Origin of the sequence: Treponema rectale, assembly GCF_014202035.1 — a bacterium.
GTDB classification, from domain to species: Bacteria; Spirochaetota; Spirochaetia; order Treponematales; family Treponemataceae; genus Treponema_D; species Treponema_D rectale.
Genome location: NZ_JACHFR010000003.1, coordinates 1 through 20,131 on the forward strand (window position 1 = coordinate 1; position 20,131 = coordinate 20,131).

The following is a 20,131-nucleotide window of genomic DNA, read 5'->3' on the forward strand; positions in this document are numbered from 1 at the left end:
AATACCCGTTCCCATACCGAACACGGAAGTCAAGCTCTCCTGCGCCGATGATACTGCTCTTTAGCGGGAAAGTAGGTAGCTGCCGGCTTTTTTTTGTCCGTCCTAAAGGGCGGTTTTTTATTTTTAAATTAAAACAAAAATAAACACACTAATTCGAAACTCTAAGCCTTTAGTTTTTTTTGACCTGTGTTAGAATATTAATACAGTTCAGATTCGTTTGAACGTAATGAAAACCTTTTTTATATGTGGAGATAATCTCCCGGAACCTCCTTTTTAGAGCCTGGAACTTGTTAAGATTTCAGGCTCTTTTTATTGTTTTAATTGGTTATAACCTGTAAAATGTTTTAATGTTTAACCCTTTTAGAGAAGATGAAGCATATAGTGAATGTCTGAAATTTATTAATCAAATAAAAACATCTGAAATAAAACTTGTTCAAATTTCTAAAGAAAGCTTAGAAAGAGATAATATTGGTGTTATGATAGGATGTCTTGTCTGTCTAGATTGTGATGGAAAAAAAATTGTATTAAGAACAGTCAGTGGCAATAGATATGATGTTGTTTCAAATGTAGATGATTCAAGTATATTTGTAAAACCTATTGTTTCTAGTATTCAGATTCAAGAGGCTCTGGAAAAAAACGATTTGAAAATACATCAACTTACAGAAAAAATCGAAAGTCTTGATAATTCTTTAGAAAAATCCTTATTTTCAAAACAGAGAAGACTTTTAACAGACGAATCATTAAACAGTGTTTTTAATCTTTATAGTTTTTGCTGTGCAGATGGTAAAGTCAGATCGTTAAAGGAAATCTGTGCCATTACAAATGGTAATAATCTTCCTCCTGCAGGTACGGGGGATTGCTGTGCACCTAAATTATTAAATTATGCATTTTCACATGAAATGAATCCTATAAGTATGTGTGAAGTTTTTTATGGAAATTCTAAAACGAGGGTTTCTTTTGAAAAAAGTTCACCCTGTGATGAAAGATGTGGTTTACTTCTGCCTGTTATACTTGGACTTGATATTTTATATAGGGATAACGATATATTGGTTATAAACAAGCAGAGTGGTCTTTTGAGCGTTCCTGGCAGAGGTCCTGAAAAACAGGATTGTGTGGTTAATAGAATGAAGCGTTTATATCCCTTTACAATGGAACAGCCGGCTGTACACAGACTTGATATGGAAACTTCAGGTTTATTGGTTCTGGCATTCAATTCCGATGCACATAGAAAACTTTCTAAGCAGTTTGAAGAGGGAGTTGTATATAAAGAATATATTGCGCTGTTGGATGGAGTTCTTTCCAAATTTGGGATTCCTGAACATGGTCAAAAAGAACTTTATTTTAGATTAGATATTGAAAACAGACCTCATCAGATTTGGGATGAAATTTACGGTAAGAAAGCTGTAACTGAATGGAAAATCCTTGATGTTGAATATTATACCTCTCCAAATGGTGTACGACGTCCCTGTACAAGAATTCTCTTTTTGCCTCATACAGGCCGTACTCATCAATTAAGATTGATAAGCAGTGATTCGCATGGCTTTGGTGTCCCGATTATTGGAGATACTCTTTATGGTACTTGTAATCCTGGAGAAAGATTAATGCTTCATGCAAGTAAACTTAGTTTTATTCACCCTGCTACTGGAGAGAGAATGTGTTTTGAATGTGCTCCTGAGTTTTAAATTTAACAGGACTCAAAAAGTTTTTCTGAAAAATCTGTAGAACTGCCTTCCCATGCTGCTTTGCCGTGTTTTATGAGTATTATATTGTCGCTTATGTTTTTTGCTTCTTCTATATCATGTGTGACCATAATTATGGTGAGGTTTTCTTTTTTTTGAAGAGTATGTATTTCTGATGCCAGTTTTTTTCTTAATGGAGCATCAAGGGCACTCATTGGTTCATCCAGGAGGATTAAGTCCGGTTTTACGATAAGAGTTCTAATGAGTGCGATTCGCTGCATTTCTCCGCCACTTAAGGTCGTACATTTTCTTTTTTCAAATCCTGACATTCCGAATTTTTCCAGCCAGGTTTTTGTCATAATATTTCGTTCTGCTTTTTTTATTCTTCTGTTAATGAGCCCGTATTCAATATTCTGCTGTACATTGAGATTCATAAAAAGCGCGCTGTTTTGGAAAACCATTCCGCAGTTTCTTTGAGAACAGGGTAAATCTGAAATTTTTTTTCCATTTAAGTATATTCTTGTATTGCTTTCGTTTTTTTCAAGCCCTGCGATTATTCGTAATGCCGTTGATTTTCCAGAACCGCTTGGCCCCAAAATTGTTGTAAAGGTTCCTTTTTCTGCTGCCATACTGAGATCTACTGTCATGTCTGGAAATTTTTTGTAAATATGTTCTGCTTCAAAATATTTCATTTTTGGTCTCCGATTTTTTCTGCAAGAATACATAGGGTGATACACACAATTCCTAAAATCATTGATGTACAGCAGGCTGCCGGAAATCTGTATCCAAATAGTCTGTATGTAAAAAGGGCCAGTGATGTATATTCAGGAATAGCAAGAACGACAGGTAATGATGCATCTCCTATGCTTATGGCGAAACTGAACAGAAATGCACTGATGCAGGATCGTTTTGTAGCCGGAAAGAATACTTCAGTGAGAAATTGAGTTTTGCTGTTTGAAAGCAGTTTTGCACTGAAAATTACTTCATCGGAAATGCGTGATGCAGATGCATAAATTTGTCTGAAGGCGAAAGGCCAGTATAAAAAAGTCTGTACGGCACATAAAGTTATCAGGTTTGTATTGTATTCAGAGAGGGCTGTAATTTTTAAAATAATTACTGATGCCGCAACGGATGAAATTGCCATGGGAAGGAGAGGTATTGTTTTTATAATCTGTTTGATTCCTGAATGCGGGCATAGGCGTGTTGCGGTAGAAAATATAATTGCAGTTGCAGTACATAATAATCCTGTAATTGATGCCTGGATGATTGATGTTGTTACAGACGGAATAAAACTTTTTGAAGACAGTATGAATTTCCAGTATTTGAGTGTTGGATAAGTGTCATTGGTTCCAAAAAATGAGTTCAATGGAATCGAAAAAAACGGAATTACAAAGAAAATAAATATTATGATGAAGTATAATGCAGCAAAAGGAAACTCTTTTTTTGAAAAAGAAACAGGAGTTTGTTTTTTTATAGAAAAGGAGTTCTCTGTAATTTGTTCAGATTTTTTTTCGTATAAAGTTCCGGTAAAAATTACGATGATGGCAAGAATTGTTTCTGTTGTACATAACAGGAGTATTTTTGAAAAGGGTTTGTGCATTCGTGCAGCAAAGTAAATTTCTGTTTCTATTGTTGATGAGCCTGGAATACCAAACATAAGTATGATCATGAAAGAAAAATAGCAGAATATAAATACAGGTACTGCGCCTGCTATGATTGCTGGAATTATTCTGGGAAGTGTTATTGTAAAGAATATTTTGATTTGTCCTGCGCCTAAAAGTTCAGCACTTTCTTCTGGCGAGTGATCAAGCTGTGAAAGTACGTCGGCTGTTGATTTCATTATCAGCGGAAAATTATAGAATCCCTGTGTTATTGCTATTCCGGAAAAGGAATATAAGAATCTTAAGGGAGGTTCTTTTAGAGAGAAAAGGCTAATCAGTATTCTGTTGTACCATCCGGCAAGTCCCAGTGCGCTTATGTAACCAAGAGCCGCCATTAGGGCTGGTACGCACAGTGGAATGACGGAAAGTGATTTCAATATTTTTTTTGCGGGAAAAGTTTTTCGGGCGATAAAGTATGCCCCCGGGATTCCTGCAAGCAATGCAATACCCACGGAGGCAAGAGCCTGTTCAAAAGTGAAAATAATTATTTTGAACATCAGCTGTGTTTTATTTATTTATTGCAGCAACTGCTTTTTCTACAGCTTCCTGTGTCTTATTATTGTCGGTAGGAAGTGTTGTTTCCGGAACAGGAGATACTTTTGAGAATGCCTTATTTATGCGTGCCATTTTATTTGCAGGATACATCCACTGTTTGAGGGGAAGTTTTTTCTGCATTTCAGTAGAAATAAGGTAGTCTATGAAGGTTTTTGCACCTTTAGTATTATAGGCACCTTTTACAAGGCCTGCACCTTCTACCTGCATTACGTGTCCTTCGTCAAAGGTAAGGGCTACATAGCGTTCATTGTTTTCTTCTATAGCACAGTAAGCCGGACTTGTGGTGTAGCTGATGCATAAAGGAGCTTCTCCCTTTGTAAAGAGTCCCCAGCCTTCAGACCATCCTTTTGTCATTGCATGAACAGATGGAGCAAGTCTTTTCCAATATGCTTCATTCTGGTCGCCATATACGCTTACTGTCCAGCTTAAAAATCCAAGTCCTGTAGAAGAAGTTCGCGGATCCATTAATATAAGCTTATCTGCATAAGTTTTAGATGTGAGTGATTCAAGATCCTGTGGAGCCGGTATGTCACTTTGAGTATCATAAATTACTGCAAAATGACTGTAGTCATATGGTGTCAGATAATTGCCGCTTCCTAAAGCATCCTGAAGGTGTTCCGGAATGAACTTTATTCCGTGGGCTTCGTACGGTTCAAGAATTCCAGCATCAATTGCTCTCTGAGCAAGATTGTTATCAATACCGAGAATGACGTCTGCCTGAGGCTTGTCCTTTTCTGCAAGTAATTTTTCAAATGCTTCAACTGCAGAACCAGCTATTACGTATTTTACCTCGTAACCTGTTTCTTCTTTGAATGCTGCAGCCAGCTCAGGACCGAATGCCCAGTCTGCACCAAAACTGTCATATGTGTATACAACAACTTCTTTTTCTGTGCGGGATTTTTTCTGGCATCCTGTGGAAATTAATAAAGCAGCAGATATTGCTGTGGCAGATAAAATTTTAAAAGTATTATTCAACATACTTCCTCCGTCGGTATTATCCGAATCAGGTTAAGGATTTCATGCGAAATCCATACGGGTATAATCTCAGATTCTGTAAAAAAGAACCACCCCGGTTGCAGATTAAGTATATGGAACTCGTTTATAAATGTAAATATTGTTATAATAAAAAAATGATTTGCAGAAAGTGTAATGGATGCGGACTTTGTTCTGGAGACGGAAGTTTTTCTTCTCCGTATAAACCATTTGTGGAAAAAATACATGACATTAATTTTTCAGGAGATCCGGCATGTTCTTCCGCTGATGCAGGAATTGCTGTAGATATAGGGACAACTACAATTGCTGCTGCAGCATTTTCTTTGAAAACTGGAAAGCTTATTTATGAATGCGGAGAAAAAAATGCACAGCATGTTTATGGCTCGGATATTGTTGCAAGAATTAATGCAGCGGAAAAGAATTATGATGAAGTTCGTTCTCTGCTTATAAATCAGTTGAAGGCTATATTCCGGAAAATTGTAGAAAATGTATCATTGTATTTTCTGTCAAAAAGATCCGGCCGTATGATTTTAAAAAGGGTTGTTTTTACAGGAAATACAACCATGCTCAGTTTTGTAGCGGGGATGAAAGTTTCTGCTTTAGGAAGATTTCCATTCAGGGGTCCTTCAGAATTTGACATGGAAATGTCCCTTAGGGAAATTTTCGGTTCAGAGGAATTCGGAAGTGCCTGTACTGTGTATTTTCCTCCTGTGATAAGTGCATTTATTGGAGCTGATGCTGTATGTGCCATGACTTCTTCGTTTTCTGAGGATGGAGGAATTCAGTATATGGCTGATACCGGTACGAATTGCGAAATGGCTGTTTATGATGGAACTGAAAAAAAACTGTACTGCACGTCATCAAGTGCCGGCCCTGCATTTGAAGGTACCGGAATATCCTGTGGAATTGTATGTTCTGAAGGGGCTGTGGTAAAACTTAGTCCAAATGGAAATTCATTTGACTGTACTGTTGCTGGAGGCGGTAACGGGAAAGGAATATGCGGAACCGGACTTATAAGTGCACTTTGTGTTCTGTATGAATGCGGGAAAATTGATTTTCATGGAACTATATGTGATGGAGGGGAAATAAAAATTTCTGAAGGAATAAGTCTTCTTCAGGAAGATATACGCAGGCTTCAGCTGGCAAAAGCTGCAGTATATTCAGGGCTGACTTTTTTAAATTCGAAGGTCAGAAATCGTGTTTCAGGCACACTTTATCTATGCGGAGGCTTTGGTAATCATATTGATGTTTCTGAGGCCGTTCGGATAGGCATGATTCCTCAATTTCTGTCCGGTTCAGTAATTCATAAAGGAAACGCCGCTCTTTCGGGAGCTGCCGCCATGCTTTTTGATGAAAAAATGCGGGAAAAAGGTCGTTGGTTTGCAGAAAAAGCTGAAGTTATAAACCTTGCCCTTGAGGAGGATTTTCAGAACAGGTTTATAGCTTCGATTGATTTTCCTCATTAAGGAATTATTTATCCATAAGGGTAATTTCAACCCGGCGGTTTTTTGCTTTTCCTTCAGCAGTGCTGTTTGAACCGATTGGTTTTGACGCTCCATAGCCTTTTGTAAATATGTGCTTTGAGTCTCGTGCTCCCATTGAAATCAACTGTCCTGCAACAGCCTGTGCCCTTAATTCACTTAGTTTCTGGCAGCTTTCTAAGGAACCTGCAAGTGCCGTATGTCCTGAAACAAGAATGTCTTTTTCAGGATAGGCTTCAAGAATCTGGACTATTTTCTTCAGTTTTTCTTTTTCAGAATCAAGAAGGTATGCGCTGTCCGGCTTGAACTGAATATTTTCTATTGAGAGGGTCAGACCTATTTCATCTTTTTTTACAGTAACATTTTCAATTCCGAGACTTTCGATCTTTTCCTGAACTTCAGCGACGTTTTCTTCTGAAGCAGGTTTTGTAAAAGTTACTTCTGCATGTGCGGTTCCCCTGAAATCATAGCTCATGCCGTAGTATGTGTTCATTACGATTCTGAAACTTTCAGTATAATGATCAATCTGTCCTGATTCAGAATTGAAATAAATGAGTTCATCGCTCCATCCGGACATCTGTACGGGGTAATCATCGTTTCCGTTTATAGTGGCAATTGACGGAGTTTCCATGTACATTTCGTATTTTACGTTTATTACGTCAAATCCGTTTTTTTTTCCCAGATACTGATATTCTGCGTCAAAAGGAACTTTGTATGGTGCCGGAATATTCATCATCCGCAGATCATGAAGTTCAAATCCTTTTGAAGTCCAGCGTTCATTTGGAGAAACTTCTGTGGTTTTAAAGACAGGAACATCTATGACAGTCGGCATGAAATATTCATCACTGATTGTGTATTTTCCCTGAGGACTTCTTTTGAAAACTGACTTATATTCTTTTCCGTATTCGAATACGGCTCCGCTTCCTGTAGAAACAGAATTTTCGCTTGTCATGAAACTGCATTCATTTACTGCCGTTCCGTCTTCCAGTACGTCTGTTACTTCTGCACTTACGCGGTTAAGTATGGTTGCCTGATGATGCAGCTGCAATGGAGCAGAAGGAGACTGTTTTATGTAGACGGATTCTTCCACTGTAGACAGGATTCTGTATGTATCACCTTTTGTATTCTTAAATTGAAAGAGGACTTTGCCTCCTGTTGTATCATATTCATTGTTTTGATTTGCCTGAGCGGATGTATAAATGCATGCTGCGGTTGAAAAAACTAAAATTGAAATGATTTTTTTTATGTTCATAGCAGACCTCTTCTTGAATTCTCGGTGTTTTTTTATTTCTGCATTAGGGGAATTGTGGTAATATTCTGGCATGAAATATGTATTTTTAAATAGACCGGATTTATTTTTTTTGTGCTTTTTTATAATTACTGCAGTTGTATTTTTTTTATTGGGGAAACTTGTTCAGAAAGTAAAGGATGTAAACCTTATAAAAAGAGAAAGAAATGATGCGGTAAAAAGAAGCAGGGCTGTAATAGGCGGACAGTTTGGAGAACAGGTGGCTCCATATCTTCCGGACTTTCCGTGTAATCCCGGAGATGCCAGATTTATTGGAAAGCCGGTTGATTTTATAGCTTTTAAGGGTTGTGCTGATAAGGATGAAGTGGAAGAAATACTTTTTGTTGAGGTAAAGTCAGGAAGCAGTACCCTTTCCAGACGGGAGAGACAGATAAAGTCTGCCGTGGAAGAGGGAAGGGTACGTTTTGTTGAATACCGTATCAGTTGATTATTTTTTCCCACTGGTCAGAATAATCTTTTTTATTATCTCCGATATAGTATTTTAATTCACAGTTTTCGAGGACGCTGGCAGGATACATAGGTGTTGTTTCCATGTACTGCTCCGCTTCCGGATTTACAAAACACGGGAATCTGAAGAAATCAAGAAACTTTGCATAGTTTTCCGGTTCGTGAATATAGTTTATGAATTGAGTTGCAAGATCCCTCTGTGAGGAATCCTTTAAAATACACATGCTGTCCAGGTATGACGGACCTCCGCTTTCCGGAATAAAGAAATCGATTTTTTCATCCCATTCTTCTTCCGGGACTTCTCCATAGATTACCTCTGCATAGCCCTGACACAGCCAGAGATTTCCGTTTGCAAAGTCTTTTCCAAATCCTTCTGCATCAAATTTTACAATGTTCGGTTTCCAGTATTTCTGAATATGAGTACAGGCATCTTTCAGTTCACTTTTATTTTTAGTGCATACACTGAATCCTTTGTACTTAAGGGCATCTCCGATTACTTCCCTGTAGTCATTCATCATGGAGGCTCTTCCTTTGAATTGTGGATCTGCAAAAATATTCCAGGTCCGTTCATAAGTTCCCTTTACTTTTGTTTTGTTTACGCTGATTCCGGATGCTCCGAAATAGTAAGGAACTGCATATTTCATTTCAGGATCATAAGTTGCTTTTTCAAGAATTTTTGGATTTATTTTATCTTTGTTTGTAAACAGCTCCTGGTTTACAGGTTGAAGCATGTTTTTATTCATAAGAATTTCAACATAGTCCTGGGATGGAAAAACTATGTCAAAACTGCCTGCACCTCCGTAAAGGAGTTTAAGAAACATTGTTTCGTTTGAGTCGTATTCTGTAATTACTACATCACAGTCATATTCTTTTTCAAAGGCTTCTACAACGTCTGTAGGGGCATAATATGTCCAGGTGTATATGTTGAGGGTTTTCTTTTTTGAACAGGATGTCAGGAAAACTCCTGCTGCCGACAGAAAAAGAAATGCTGCGGTATATTTTATGTGTGTTTTCACCATGAACCTCCGTAACTCAATGGGCTGCAGCAAAAGATTTGAGGCTCTTACGCAGAATGATTGTAAGCGTACAGATAAAAATGATCAGTACGAATGAAAGTGCATTGATTACCGGGCTTACACCGTGACGGATCATGTTGTAGACATAAATAGGTAGTGTTATTACGCTTCCGTTTACAAGAGAAGTTATTACAAAATCTTCTATTGATAATGTAATGCTCATCATAAATCCAGAAAGAATGCCCGGCATGATTGCAGGTATGATTACCTTAAACAGAGTCTGTTTTTCGCTGGCACCAAGATCGTGGGCTGCTTCGATTATAGAATAGTCAAATTCGTCAACGCGGGCTGTTACCATAAGGTATACGAAAGGAAGACAGAATGTTGTATGGGCTATGATGATTGTCGTAAGGCCGAAATACATATGGATTCCGCTGAAAAAAATCAGGATTGAAACTCCCATTATTACTTCCGGGAGAATCATTGGTAAAAAACTAATGGACTGAATGTAGCTTCGTCCAAAAAATTTATACCAGCTGTTTCCGATTGCAGCCAGGCTTCCTATTATCGTAGAAAGAGTTGCGCTGGCAACAGCTACTATTGCCGTATAAAAAAGGGACTGCCATAAAGTTCCGGAATGAAGGAAAAGTTCTTCATACCAGACAAGGGAAAATTTAGTGAAACTCGTTCCTTTTGATTCGTTGAATGAATAAAAGACGATTACGAAAAGAGGTATGAAAAGAAATGCCAGTGTTAAGGCAAGGATTATTTTTGACGTACTTAATTTTGGAGAATGCCTCTTCCAGTTACGTTTGGCGTGTTTATTATCCTCGTTTTTTGCATGAGGATTTTTTCTGAATATTGCCATTATTATTGAAACTAAAAAATCCATCTTTGTTCCTCACGATTCTTTTTTGACGGTCTTAAGGTTCTGTTCTTTTTTTTCTGATGAAATCATAAACAGAATTGCAGCCATGCTTATAAAGGTCAGGACAACGCTGATTGCAGATGCCAGAGGAAGATTTCCTATTTTTGTAATCTGATCCATTATTGTATTTCCGAGCATGTAGCTTTCTGTTGAACCTATTATCTGCGGAACTGTGTAGTTACCGAAAATCGGTATGAATGTAAAGATTATGGCACTGATGATTCCGCTCTTTATTCCCGGCAGCATTACTCTGAATATTGCACCTGGTTTTGATGCTCCAAGGTCTCTTGCTGCTTCAAGAAGGGTAAAATCAAACCTGTCGATTGATGTGAATATAGGAAGAATTGCATAAGGCAGATACATGTAGATGCTTACAAGGATAACGGCTCCTTTAGTGTACATGAATTGAACCGGTTCAAAGGAACCGTCCTTGTTTTGAGTTACAAAGAAAAATGCTTTTGCAAAAAATCCGCATACAGAATTTAAAAGCCCTTCTTCTCCTAAAATTGTCATCCATGCAAAAATTCTTATAAGGGAATTAGTGAGGAATGGAATTATTACGAGTATAAGGAGAAGTGTCTGATGACGGCTCCTTGCCATTGCGTACCCGCAGGGAATTGCTATTGCACAGGAAACAAAGGTTGCAATAATCGTCATCCAAAGCGTTCTTAAAAAGATTTCACCATATTCAGGAGAAAACATCTGTCTGTAGGCATCAATGGTAAATTCTTTAAGGACGCCGCCGTACAGATCATTTTTCATGAAGGAATAGCATATGATTATCAGAATAGGTACTATAAAGAAAATGGAAAACCAGATTCCCATCGGCCATGAATAGAAAGGTCCCGGATTCTGTTTTCTGAATTTTTTTTCTGTCATTGACTTCTCCGGTTTTATTTGTTGATGTCTTCTACTATATAACCGTCTTCTGCAGACCATGAAATGTAGACAGTGTCTTTCCATTGAATTTCAGGGCCGTCATCAAGGTAATTTGTGTGCTGCTTGAAGACTTTTACAATAGTTCCTGTTTTTTCCAGCTTAACATAAAATTTTGATTGGAAACCCGTGTATACAGGTTCTTCAACAATTCCTTTAAATACATTAATGTCTTTTCTTCCATTAACGTTCGGCTCTTCGCGGGTAATCCTTATTTTTTCAGGACGGATTGTGAATGCGACTTTCTGGCCTTCGTCAGTGTGTTCATAATCCGTTACAAGTATGTTTTTGTCTTCTTCTTTAGTTGCCTGTGTGTCGTCTTTGAGCTGAGCCTGAATTCCCAGGGCCGGAACATTAAGGGTAACCATATGTTCTATATCTGCCTTTCCAGGAACTTTGTATTCCTCGCATTTAACGACTGTTGATTCGAAAAGATTTGTTTCTCCGATGAACTGTGCTACAAACTGTGTTGCAGGGCTTTCGTAAATTTCAAAAGGGGTTCCGATCTGAAGGACTTTTCCTTTATTCATTACGGCAATTCTGTCAGAAACAGCAAGGGCTTCACTCTGGTCATGGGTTACGAAAATAAATGTGATTCCGATTTCATCATGAAGTTTGTCCAGCTCGAGAAGCAGGCTGGAACGAAGCTTTGCATCAAGGGCAGAAAGCGGTTCGTCAAGAAGCAGAACTTTTGGTTCGTTAATGAGTGCGCGGGCAATGGCAACCCTCTGTCTCTGTCCTCCTGAAAGCTGATTTGGTTTTTTGTACATCTGGCTTTCAAGGTCTACAAGAGTCAGATACTTGCGTACTTTTTCTTCGATTGTTTTTTTATCAGTTCCTTTCAGACGTAATGAAAATGCTACGTTTTCAAATACGTTCAGATGGGGGAAGAGTGCATAATTCTGAAAGACTGTATTTGAATGTCTTTTGTTTGGCGGAAGGGATGTGACGTTTTCATCATCAAAAAGAACTGCTCCGTCATCAGGAAATTCAAAGCCTGCTATAATACGGAGAAGTGTAGTCTTGCCGCAGCCAGAAGGACCGAGGAGGGTAAAAAATTCTCCCTGTCTGATGGTAAAGTCGATGTCATCCAATGCGTGAAAGTCTCCGAAGTGTTTGGAAACATTTTTAATAGAAACTGTACTTCCGTTCAATGCTGTACTGCTCCTTCGTTTTGATATATGTAATGGAAAAATAACGGGATGTCTGAATACTGTCAAACATCCCTTAATGCACACTTTCTTCTTTAAGCGGAGTTTTGTCAATCGTTTTTTATTGTTTTTGTGAATAATGTTTTAACTGTTGACATGATTCTTTTTTACTGTAAAATTCACGGAATACAGAAAGCGGTTGCCGTTTGTTATGGAATCTGAGGTTCTGTAAGGACGGAATGTGCTTTATTTCGTTTACAGGTGGTATTGTTATGGTAACTTTATTAATCGGACTTATTTTGATTGGATTTTGTGTATATGCCTGCCTTCCTTTTGGTGCACTTGCATGGGGACCTCATGTAATACAGTTCCTTATGGGATTTGCACCGGTATTTGCAGCATTTGCAGGCCTTATTGCTGTCTGCATTGGTCTTGCTGATCTTAAGGATAAGAGTGAGGCAAAAAAAGAAGAGAAATCTTCTGATAAATAACTTGAATTTTAACTCTAAATTCGCAGTAGCCGTTGACTAAAACGCAGTTTAAATGATAACTTAATGCACCCCGTATATATTACATGCAGATGCTCACTGTGTGTAAACGTTCAAGACTGGATGCGAAGTTGCGGACGTAACGTTTTTTATATAAAGGTATATACATGAAAACTATTTTTGCAAAAGAAAGTGAATTAAAGCATGACTGGTATGTTATTGATGCAGCCGGTAAGACTTTGGGTCGTGTTGCTGTAAAAGCAGCATCTCTTCTTCGTGGAAAGAACAAGCCTTCTTACACACCTAATGCAGCATGCGGTGGTTACGTAATCATCATTAACGCTGACAAGGTTGTTGTTACAGGAAACAAGGGAGAAGGCCTTAAATATCGCCATCACACTGGTTATGTTCGTGGCCTCACAACATATTCTTTTGATGAGCTTCTTGAAAGAAAACCAACAGATCCTCTTGAAAGAACTATTGCAGGTATGCTTCCTCACAATCGTCTTGGTCGTCAGCTTTTCCGCAACCTTAAGGTATATGCAGGAAGTGAGCATCCACATGCTGCTCAGAACCCAAAAACTATCGAGTTTTAATTAGGAGACTATCGTGATTAAGAATATTGCAATCGGAACAGGAAGAAGAAAGACAGCAGTAGCTCGTGTATTTTTACGCGAAGGCTCTGGAAAAATCGTTGTAAACGGAAAAGACGTAAAAGAATATTTTGCAAGTGAATCTCAGGTTCGTATCGTAAACCAGCCTCTCCTGGTTACTTCAAATGCTGGTAAGTATGATATTCTTATCAACGTATGCGGTGGCGGTCTTTCAGGACAGGCTGCAGCTTGTCTTCATGGTCTTTCACGTGCACTTACACAGGTAGATCCAAATGCACGTCCTTCATTGAAGGCAAACGGATATCTTACACGTGATTCACGCATGGTTGAACGTAAGAAGTACGGTCAGCGCGGTGCACGCAGAAGATTCCAGTTCAGCAAGCGCTAAATCTTCCAATTTACGGATGGTTATTCGTGGAATAAAGCAGATTTTGCTCGGTGTATACGAAATTACACCGGATGCAGGATCTGCATTTTTTTTGCGTGCAGATTATCTTTCTCAGGTTAATGAAGAAAGGCTGTTGCCTTACGGCTATGGCCGGCTTGATGTAGATCTTGATGACTTGTCAAATCTGAAAGAGGGAGATACTGGTTTTTTTACGGAAGAAGAAACGGCAGATCTTTTTAATGCGTCCAGACTGTATTCTGTGGAAAAATCCGCTATGTCTTATTTGAACAGATCCGAACACACCAGAAATTCCCTTTGTACAAAACTGCTCAGAAAAGGATATGACAAAAGGGACGTTGAAGAAGTCCTTGATTATCTTGAGGAAAAAAATATTTTAAGTGATTTGAGGTTTGCTGCCGCATGGGTAAGGAGCCGTTCTTTAGATCATGCAGAAGGAAGAACTCGACTTACGGCAGAATTAACAGCCCGTGGGGTAAACCGCAGTATTATAAAACAGGTTCTTGATGAATATTTTCTGGAAAACGATGAAGAAGAACTGTGTGTAAAAGCTTTTAAGAAACTGGTAAAAATAAAAAAAGATGAAGATAAAATAAAGGCTTCTCTTGTCAGGCAGGGCTTTTCTTTTAAGATTATTAAGAAAATTTTACATGATGCAAATGTCTAATATGTCTAAAATCTCTAGCAAATCTGAATTAAATATGATAAACTTCAGAATAAGTTAGGAAAAAAAATGGCTAGAAAATCAGATTCAGGTCCGGTTGTTTTTTCAGCACTGGAAGTTGCAAATATATGTGGTGTAGTAAATCAGACAGCAATAAACTGGATAAAAAATAATTATCTCAAGGCTTTTAAGACTCCTGGAGGTCAGTTCAGGGTTTATCCGGAAGATCTTCTGCAGTTTATGAAAAGCAGGAAGATGCGGATTCCTGAAAGCCTGTTGAAGCTCTGCTGTGTTGACGTAAAAACACTTCTGATTGTTGATGATGATAAGGCCTTTAATGATGTTTCAGCAAAATTCATAGCTTCTCATCTTGAGCAGGTGGATGTGCTTCAGGCTTTTGACGGTTTTGAGGCAGGTTCACTCATGCAGAAGTGTAAGCCGGGACTTTTAATGCTGGACCTTGATCTGCCGGGCATTGACGGTGTAAGTCTTCTGAAGCGTATACGTGAGTCTCCTGATTTTGGTTTTCCGAAGGTAATTATTGTAACGGCAATGGAAGACCCTGAAATGGAAAAGAAGTGCCGTTCTTATGGAGTTTCCTATATATTTAAGAAACCTGTAGCCCTTCCTGAAATCTGCGGAGTTATTAAAGGCCTTTGACCTCTTCCAGCATCTGAGAATACATTCTCGGTTCAATGTCGGAGGCAGAAAGCCCTGCTTTTAAGAGAAGGAGTCCCAGTTTTTCTTTGATTTCTGCTATTTTTTCCGGTGAATCAGAGTCCGTAAGTATTTCTATTTCAAGAAAGTCTCCTAAAGGGGGAACCGTGCACAGTTCAAAGGAGGCTTCTTCGTAAGTCCAGAGGCTGACTTCCTTGTGTTTTTTTAATGCAACGGAATAGCCGGTATCTTCGAGAAAGGTTACAAGACAGTCGTCGTCTGACAGAATGCATTCATGTTCATCATTTACTTCTATCTGGGTGCCGTTGGAATCCTGCTGAAGTTCTTTTCGTTTCCATGTGAGTATAAAGGTTTTCTTATCGTTTTCAGTCTGAGTTCTGATGCGTATCTTTTTTTTGCTGAATGTGCCGTCTTCATTTTTTTTTGCGAAATATCTGTCATCCCGTACTAAGGAGCCTTTGAAGCAGGCAAAACTGTTTAATGTATCAGTGAGTTTCTTCCGGTCTGATACTCTGGCTTTCAGTTCGATTTCATTCATAAAAAAGAGAATAGCATAACAGGTGTAAAAATGCTATATTTTGCACTATCGAAATATAAACAGGAGAATCTTTATGTCAGATAATTTTCCATTGAATCACAGTGAACTTATGAAACTTACAGAAAAGTTTCATACACCTTTTTATCTATATGATGAAAAAGCTATTCGTGAGAATATGCGCGCTTTTACAAAAGCATTCAGCATTTTTCCGGAATTCAGGGAGCATTATGCTGTAAAAGCCTGTCCTAATCCTTATATTCTTAAAATTCTTATGGAAGAGGGATGTGGCGCTGACTGTTCAAGCCTGCCGGAACTTATTTTATCTGATTTAAGCGGAATAAAGGGGGACCATGTAATTTTTACTTCCAATGAAACCCCGGCTTCTGAATATCAGTATGCCTATGAGCACGGAAACATTATAAATCTTGATGATATTACTCATATTGAGTTCCTCAAAGAATCTCTCGGAGGAAAACTTCCTGATACCATATGTTTCAGATATAATCCGGGCAGTGAAAAGCAGGGTTGTAATTCAATTATCGGTAAGCCGGAAGAAGCAAAATACGGCCTTACCAGAGAGCAGATTCTTGAAGCCTATTCAATCTGTAAGAAGGAAGGTGTAAAGCGCTTCGGTCTTCATACAATGGTTGCTTCAAATGAACTTAATCCTGCTTTCTTCGTAGATACTGCTAAACTTTTGTTTGAACTTTGTGCAGAGATTAAAGAAAAATGCGGCGTAAACATAGAATTTGTAGATCTTGGCGGCGGACTGGGAATTCCGTATAAGCCTGGTCAGAAGGCTGTAGATTATGATGAGGTTGCCCGCGGAATCCGTGAAGAATATGACCGGGTTATTGTTCCGGCAGGGCTTGATCCTCTTGCAATTTACTGGGAATGCGGACGTCCTGTAACCGGTCCTTACGGCTGGCTTGTTACAACTGCAGTTCATCACAAGCACATATACCGTGAGTATGTAGCTGTTGATTCCTGCATGGCAGATCTTATGAGGCCTGGAATGTACGGTGCATATCATGAAGTAACGGTAAGCGGAAAAGAAAACGCTCCTAAGGATCATGTTTATGATGTCGTAGGATCTTTATGTGAAAACTGCGATAAGTTTGCCGTTCAGAGGGAACTTCCGGAAATAAACAGGGGAGATCTTGTTATAATTCATGATGCCGGTGCTCACGGAAGAGCCATGGGCTTTAATTATAACGGTAAGCTCCGCTGCGGTGAAATCCTTATGAGGGAAGACGGAAGCTTTAAGGAAATCCGGCGCCGCGAAACGGTGGAAGATCTTTTTGCTACACTGGATCTGAATGGAGTTAAGGATTTTAACTGATTTTTAAGGCAGTATGCTGTCTGAATAATTTTTTTCTGTAAAAAAACGGGCTGTCTTATCCCTGAGATTGTATTCCTAAGGATAAGGCAGCCTTTTTGTTTGAATATAAATTACAGGTCTGTATTTTATTTCCAGTTTTCTACGATTTTAACGCCTGCACTGCATCCGATGCGGGAAGCTCCTGCGTTAACCATAGCCTGTGCATCTTCTGCGCTGCGGATACCGCCGCTGGCTTTTACTCCGAAGTCAGGTCCTACGGTTTTTCTCATGAGTTCAACAGCGTGAACTGTTGCTCCGTTAGGAAGCGGTTTTCCTTCTGCATCTTTAGGATTTGCAAAACCGGTTGAAGTCTTTACGAAATCTGCACCGGCTTTAACAGAACGCTTGCAGCATTCAACGATTTCGTCGTCTGTAAGGAAACATGTTTCAAGAATTACTTTAACAATGATTTTTTTGTTTACTTCGTCTTCCTGTTCATACTGGCGGGCTGCCATTACAACGCTTTTTATGTCTTCTTCTACAGCATCGAAATTGTGGTCTTTTGCTTCTCCGATATTTATTACCATATCAAGTTCATCTGCACCGTCGTCAAGAGCAATGAAAGATTCTGCACTTTTTGCTCCGTATCCGCTTGCTCCCAGAGGAAAGCCGATAACCGTACATACTTTTACTGATGTGCCTTCCAGAAGTTCTGAGGCAAGGTGAACGTAACTTGGGTTAACGCATACTGATGCAAACTGATATTTCTTTGCTTCTTCGCACAGTTTTTCGATATCACTTTTACGTGCCGTAGGAGCAAGCTGTGTGTGGTCAATCATTCCTGCGATTTCGTTTTTTGTCATTTGTTTTGAACACTCCTTGTTAATGAATTTTCCGTTTACGCGGAATTACAATTATACAATATTAATTTAAGAAAGTGTATAATTTTTTTTGTTTAAGAAAAAAATCTTTTTTTTTAGCATAAACCGGCTAGCCCCGATTGTAAGGGCGCGGAGCGTGGCGCATGCCATGGAGACGAAGGTCGCAACCCTGAAAAGCGGGTTACGTTTCAGATGTCTGCTCCTGAAAAATTTTCAGATAAAATTTATTTTTAGTTTGTGTTTTGAATCTGTATGGTTTATAATTAATTCCCCATTAATCATAAAAAGGAGTTAGTAATGGTTGATTATACTGAAGGTTCTGGAAAACAGTATCATACTGGAGTTGGACCGGAAGATATTGGTGAATATGTAATTCTTCCGGGAGATCCTAAACGCTGTGCCAAGATTGCGGAGCATTTTGATAATGCAAAACTTGTAAGTGATGTTCGTGAATATGTTACATATACCGGAACTCTGGATGGAGTAAAGGTTAGTGTAACTTCTACAGGTATCGGAGGTCCGAGTGCTTCCATTGCCATTGATGAACTGTCTAAGGCTGGGGCAAAGACTTTTATCCGTGTCGGAACCTGCGGCGGTATGCAGGAAAATGTTATGGGTGGTGATATTGTTATTGCAACAGGTGCTGTCCGTATGGAAGGTACAAGCCGTGAATTTGCTCCGATTGAGTATCCGGCTGTTCCTGATCTTGGGGTAACGAATGCTCTTGTTGAAGCTGCAGAAAAGCTTGGCGTAAGTCATCATGTGGGAGTCGTTCAGTGCAAGGATTCTTTTTTTGGACAGCATGAACCTGAAATTATGCCTGTAAGCTATGAGCTTGAGAATAAATGGCAGGCATGGCTGAGAATGGGCTGTCTTGCTTCTGAAATGGAAAGTGCGGCTTTATTTATTGCTGGGCAGTTTCTCAGGGTAAGATGCGGTTCCTGCTTCCTGGTTGTTGCAAATCAGGAGCGTGCAAAGAAAGGTCTTGAAAATAAACAGGCTCATGATACTGAGCTTGCAATAAAGACGGCAGTTGAGGCACTGCGTATTCTGATTAAAAAAGATCAGAAAAAATAAAAAAATGCCGGCATGGAGATTTTTTTCTGACAGCCGGCTTTTTTATTGTAAAAAAAATTTACATATGAAACATTGTAAATAATTATCTTTCATGTTACTTTGAAATCAGGTAACAAGGGAGTAGCTTGTACGCTGAAAGGCTGCAACATTATTTCGTCATCACGAGAGTTTTCTCCGGAATATGTTCTAAGAAGCGAGACTTTTACTGCAGATTTTTATGTTTGCAGGGAAAGTCTCTTTTTTTTTGCAGACATATCTTACGAAGGAGAAGCTATGGTTGTAGTGAATGTGGTGATTTTAGTCATTGCTTTTGCGGCATTGATTAAGGGTGCGGATGTTTTTGTGGAAGGAAGTTCTGCTCTTGCACGTCTTTTCAGGATTTCCGGTGTTGTCATCGGGCTTACTGTTGTTGCAATGGGAACCAGCATGCCTGAACTTGCAGTGAGCGTTTCTGCTGCGGTTCAGGGTTCCAGTGAGATTGCACTGTCTAATGTCGTGGGGTCGAATATTTTTAATCTTCTTGGTGTTCTCGGTTTATGTGCCGTGATAAAAGCTCTTCCTGTTGACACTGTAATTTTGAAAAGGGATTTTTCTGTTTCAGCTGTATCTACGGCTGCTGTTTTTACTGTAAGTTCTGCCGCGGGTCTTTTCAGTAAAAGATTTTTTAATCTTGATATGGGGGCAGTTTCCGGTACTGTTTCCAGACTGTCTGGAATTATTCTTGTTGCTGCATTTATTGTATATATCGTTTATCTGATTTTTGATGCAAGAAAGCATCCCTGCGGGGAAACGGGGGGCATAAAACATTCACTTTGGAAATGTCTGCTTCTTATAACGATTGGTCTTGTTCTGATTATTATCGGAGGAAAGGCTGTCGTTGACAGTGCCCGGAATATTGCGAGATTTTTCGGTATGAGTGAAACTCTGATAGGTCTTACCATTGTTGCCGTCGGTACTTCACTTCCTGAACTGGTTACTTCGGTTGTTGCGGCAGGAAAAGGGGAAGTTGCTCTTGCTGCAGGCAATATACTCGGTTCAAATATTTTTAATCTGCTTTTTATACTTGGATTTTCTGCGGTCATTCATCCTGTCAGTGTAAATACGGCTTCTGTTTATGATATGTTTATTCTTATTGCCGTAACTGTAATGACCTGGATTTTTTCTTTAAGCGGGCGTAAAATCACTCGGGCAGAAGGGTGGATAATGCTTATGTGTTATGCAGCTTCTACAGTTTTTGCTGTTCTGCGCTAATGCTTCCGGAGGCTGAACGGAAACTGAATGTGAAGTCTTTTGTTCAGTCTCCGGATA

The 20,131-nt window shown here is 39.1% G+C and carries 21 protein-coding genes and 1 rRNA gene; 12 read left to right on the forward strand and 10 right to left on the reverse strand.

The genetic code is table 11. The features are described from left to right. Both rrf and HNP77_RS08960 read left to right on the forward strand, forming a co-directional pair. Window positions 1-88, forward strand: a 5S ribosomal RNA gene (rrf, locus tag HNP77_RS08955); the annotation flags it as partial. 259 nt (window positions 89-347) lie between these two features. Next, window positions 348-1,682, forward strand: a complete 1,335-nt coding sequence (locus HNP77_RS08960; RefSeq protein WP_184652853.1) for an RluA family pseudouridine synthase — start codon at window positions 348-350, stop codon at window positions 1,680-1,682. A gap of 2 nt (window positions 1,683-1,684) precedes the next feature. Here HNP77_RS08960 and HNP77_RS08965 read toward each other — a convergent pair whose 3' ends face one another. Genes HNP77_RS08965 through HNP77_RS08975 form a run of 3 tightly spaced genes read right to left on the reverse strand, consistent with a single transcriptional unit; the run spans window position 1,685 to window position 4,873 of the window. Then, window positions 1,685-2,371 carry an ABC transporter ATP-binding protein gene (locus HNP77_RS08965; protein WP_184652854.1) on the reverse strand — a complete coding sequence of 229 codons (687 nt, stop codon included), beginning with the start codon at window positions 2,369-2,371 and terminating at the stop codon, window positions 1,685-1,687. Further along, window positions 2,368-3,837 (reverse strand): ABC transporter permease, encoded by a 1,470-nt coding sequence (locus HNP77_RS08970; RefSeq protein WP_184652855.1) that lies wholly within the window; start codon window positions 3,835-3,837, stop codon window positions 2,368-2,370. Before HNP77_RS08970 ends, HNP77_RS08965 begins: the two co-directional genes overlap by 4 nt. Window positions 3,838-3,847: 10 nt before the next feature. Continuing rightward, window positions 3,848-4,873, reverse strand: coding sequence for a thiamine ABC transporter substrate-binding protein (locus HNP77_RS08975; protein ID WP_184652856.1), 1,026 nt, complete (start codon window positions 4,871-4,873; stop codon window positions 3,848-3,850). Between the two features lie 152 nt (window positions 4,874-5,025). Between HNP77_RS08975 and HNP77_RS08980 the strand changes: the two genes are divergently transcribed. Then, window positions 5,026-6,354 (forward strand): ASKHA domain-containing protein, encoded by a 1,329-nt coding sequence (locus HNP77_RS08980; protein WP_184652857.1) that lies wholly within the window; start codon window positions 5,026-5,028, stop codon window positions 6,352-6,354. Window positions 6,355-6,358: 4 nt separating this feature from the next. Here HNP77_RS08980 and HNP77_RS08985 read toward each other — a convergent pair whose 3' ends face one another. After that, window positions 6,359-7,621, reverse strand: coding sequence for an OmpA family protein (locus tag HNP77_RS08985; RefSeq protein ID WP_184652858.1), 1,263 nt, complete (start codon window positions 7,619-7,621; stop codon window positions 6,359-6,361). 148 nt (window positions 7,622-7,769) lie between these two features. On the opposite strand from HNP77_RS08985, the gene HNP77_RS08990 reads away from it, so the two are divergent. Next, window positions 7,770-8,105 (forward strand): Holliday junction resolvase-like protein, encoded by a 336-nt coding sequence (locus HNP77_RS08990; RefSeq protein WP_246428905.1) that lies wholly within the window; start codon window positions 7,770-7,772, stop codon window positions 8,103-8,105. Here the strand turns inward: HNP77_RS08990 and HNP77_RS08995 are convergent. From HNP77_RS08995 to HNP77_RS09010, 4 genes are read right to left on the reverse strand one after another with little or no spacing between them, the layout of a single operon-like run. Beyond that, window positions 8,098-9,144, reverse strand: coding sequence for an extracellular solute-binding protein (locus HNP77_RS08995; protein ID WP_184652860.1), 1,047 nt, complete (start codon window positions 9,142-9,144; stop codon window positions 8,098-8,100). The genes HNP77_RS08990 and HNP77_RS08995 overlap by 8 nt on opposite strands. 13 nt (window positions 9,145-9,157) lie before the next feature. Beyond that, complete coding sequence (locus tag HNP77_RS09000) at window positions 9,158-10,033, reverse strand: ABC transporter permease (RefSeq protein WP_246428906.1); 876 nt, start codon at window positions 10,031-10,033, stop codon at window positions 9,158-9,160. A 9-nt stretch (window positions 10,034-10,042) separates the two neighbouring features. Then, window positions 10,043-10,948 carry an ABC transporter permease gene (locus HNP77_RS09005; protein WP_184652861.1) on the reverse strand — a complete coding sequence of 302 codons (906 nt, stop codon included), beginning with the start codon at window positions 10,946-10,948 and terminating at the stop codon, window positions 10,043-10,045. Between the two features lie 14 nt (window positions 10,949-10,962). Continuing rightward, complete coding sequence (locus tag HNP77_RS09010) at window positions 10,963-12,159, reverse strand: ABC transporter ATP-binding protein (protein ID WP_184652862.1); 1,197 nt, start codon at window positions 12,157-12,159, stop codon at window positions 10,963-10,965. A gap of 269 nt (window positions 12,160-12,428) precedes the next feature. Here HNP77_RS09010 and HNP77_RS09015 point away from each other — a divergent pair, with 269 nt between their 5' ends. From HNP77_RS09015 to HNP77_RS09035, 5 genes are all read left to right on the forward strand, one after another. Then, on the forward strand, window positions 12,429-12,647 hold the full coding sequence (locus HNP77_RS09015; RefSeq protein WP_184652863.1) for a hypothetical protein: 219 nt from the start codon (window positions 12,429-12,431) through the stop codon (window positions 12,645-12,647). Window positions 12,648-12,811: 164 nt separating this feature from the next. Further along, entirely contained in the window at window positions 12,812-13,240 is a 429-nt protein-coding gene (gene rplM, locus HNP77_RS09020; protein WP_184652864.1) for a 50S ribosomal protein L13, read from the forward strand. 13 nt (window positions 13,241-13,253) lie between these two features. Then, window positions 13,254-13,646 carry a 30S ribosomal protein S9 gene (gene rpsI / locus HNP77_RS09025; protein WP_184652865.1) on the forward strand — a complete coding sequence of 131 codons (393 nt, stop codon included), beginning with the start codon at window positions 13,254-13,256 and terminating at the stop codon, window positions 13,644-13,646. Continuing rightward, window positions 13,612-14,331, forward strand: coding sequence for a RecX family transcriptional regulator (locus tag HNP77_RS12515; RefSeq protein ID WP_184652866.1), 720 nt, complete (start codon window positions 13,612-13,614; stop codon window positions 14,329-14,331). Before rpsI ends, HNP77_RS12515 begins: the two co-directional genes overlap by 35 nt. 66 nt (window positions 14,332-14,397) lie before the next feature. Further along, a complete protein-coding gene (locus tag HNP77_RS09035) occupies window positions 14,398-14,988 on the forward strand; it encodes a response regulator (RefSeq protein ID WP_184652867.1) in 591 nt (196 codons plus the stop codon). Here HNP77_RS09035 and cyaB read toward each other — a convergent pair. Continuing rightward, complete coding sequence (gene cyaB / locus HNP77_RS09040) at window positions 14,975-15,544, reverse strand: class IV adenylate cyclase (RefSeq protein ID WP_184652868.1); 570 nt, start codon at window positions 15,542-15,544, stop codon at window positions 14,975-14,977. The genes HNP77_RS09035 and cyaB overlap by 14 nt on opposite strands. 73 nt (window positions 15,545-15,617) lie before the next feature. Here cyaB and lysA point away from each other — a divergent pair, with 73 nt between their 5' ends. Beyond that, window positions 15,618-16,886 carry a diaminopimelate decarboxylase gene (gene lysA / locus HNP77_RS09045; RefSeq protein ID WP_184652869.1) on the forward strand — a complete coding sequence of 423 codons (1,269 nt, stop codon included), beginning with the start codon at window positions 15,618-15,620 and terminating at the stop codon, window positions 16,884-16,886. A 125-nt stretch (window positions 16,887-17,011) separates the two neighbouring features. Here the strand turns inward: lysA and deoC are convergent, their stop codons facing one another. Next, complete coding sequence (gene deoC / locus HNP77_RS09050) at window positions 17,012-17,728, reverse strand: deoxyribose-phosphate aldolase (protein ID WP_184652870.1); 717 nt, start codon at window positions 17,726-17,728, stop codon at window positions 17,012-17,014. Window positions 17,729-18,043: 315 nt separating this feature from the next. Between deoC and udp the strand changes: the two genes are divergently transcribed. Together udp and HNP77_RS09060 are read left to right on the forward strand one after the other, a co-directional pair. Next, a complete protein-coding gene (gene udp / locus HNP77_RS09055; protein WP_184652871.1) occupies window positions 18,044-18,823 on the forward strand; it encodes a uridine phosphorylase in 780 nt (259 codons plus the stop codon). Window positions 18,824-18,922: 99 nt separating this feature from the next. After that, window positions 18,923-20,074, forward strand: a complete 1,152-nt coding sequence (locus tag HNP77_RS09060; RefSeq protein ID WP_246428907.1) for a calcium/sodium antiporter — start codon at window positions 18,923-18,925, stop codon at window positions 20,072-20,074. The last annotated feature ends 57 nt before the right edge of the window (window positions 20,075-20,131 follow it).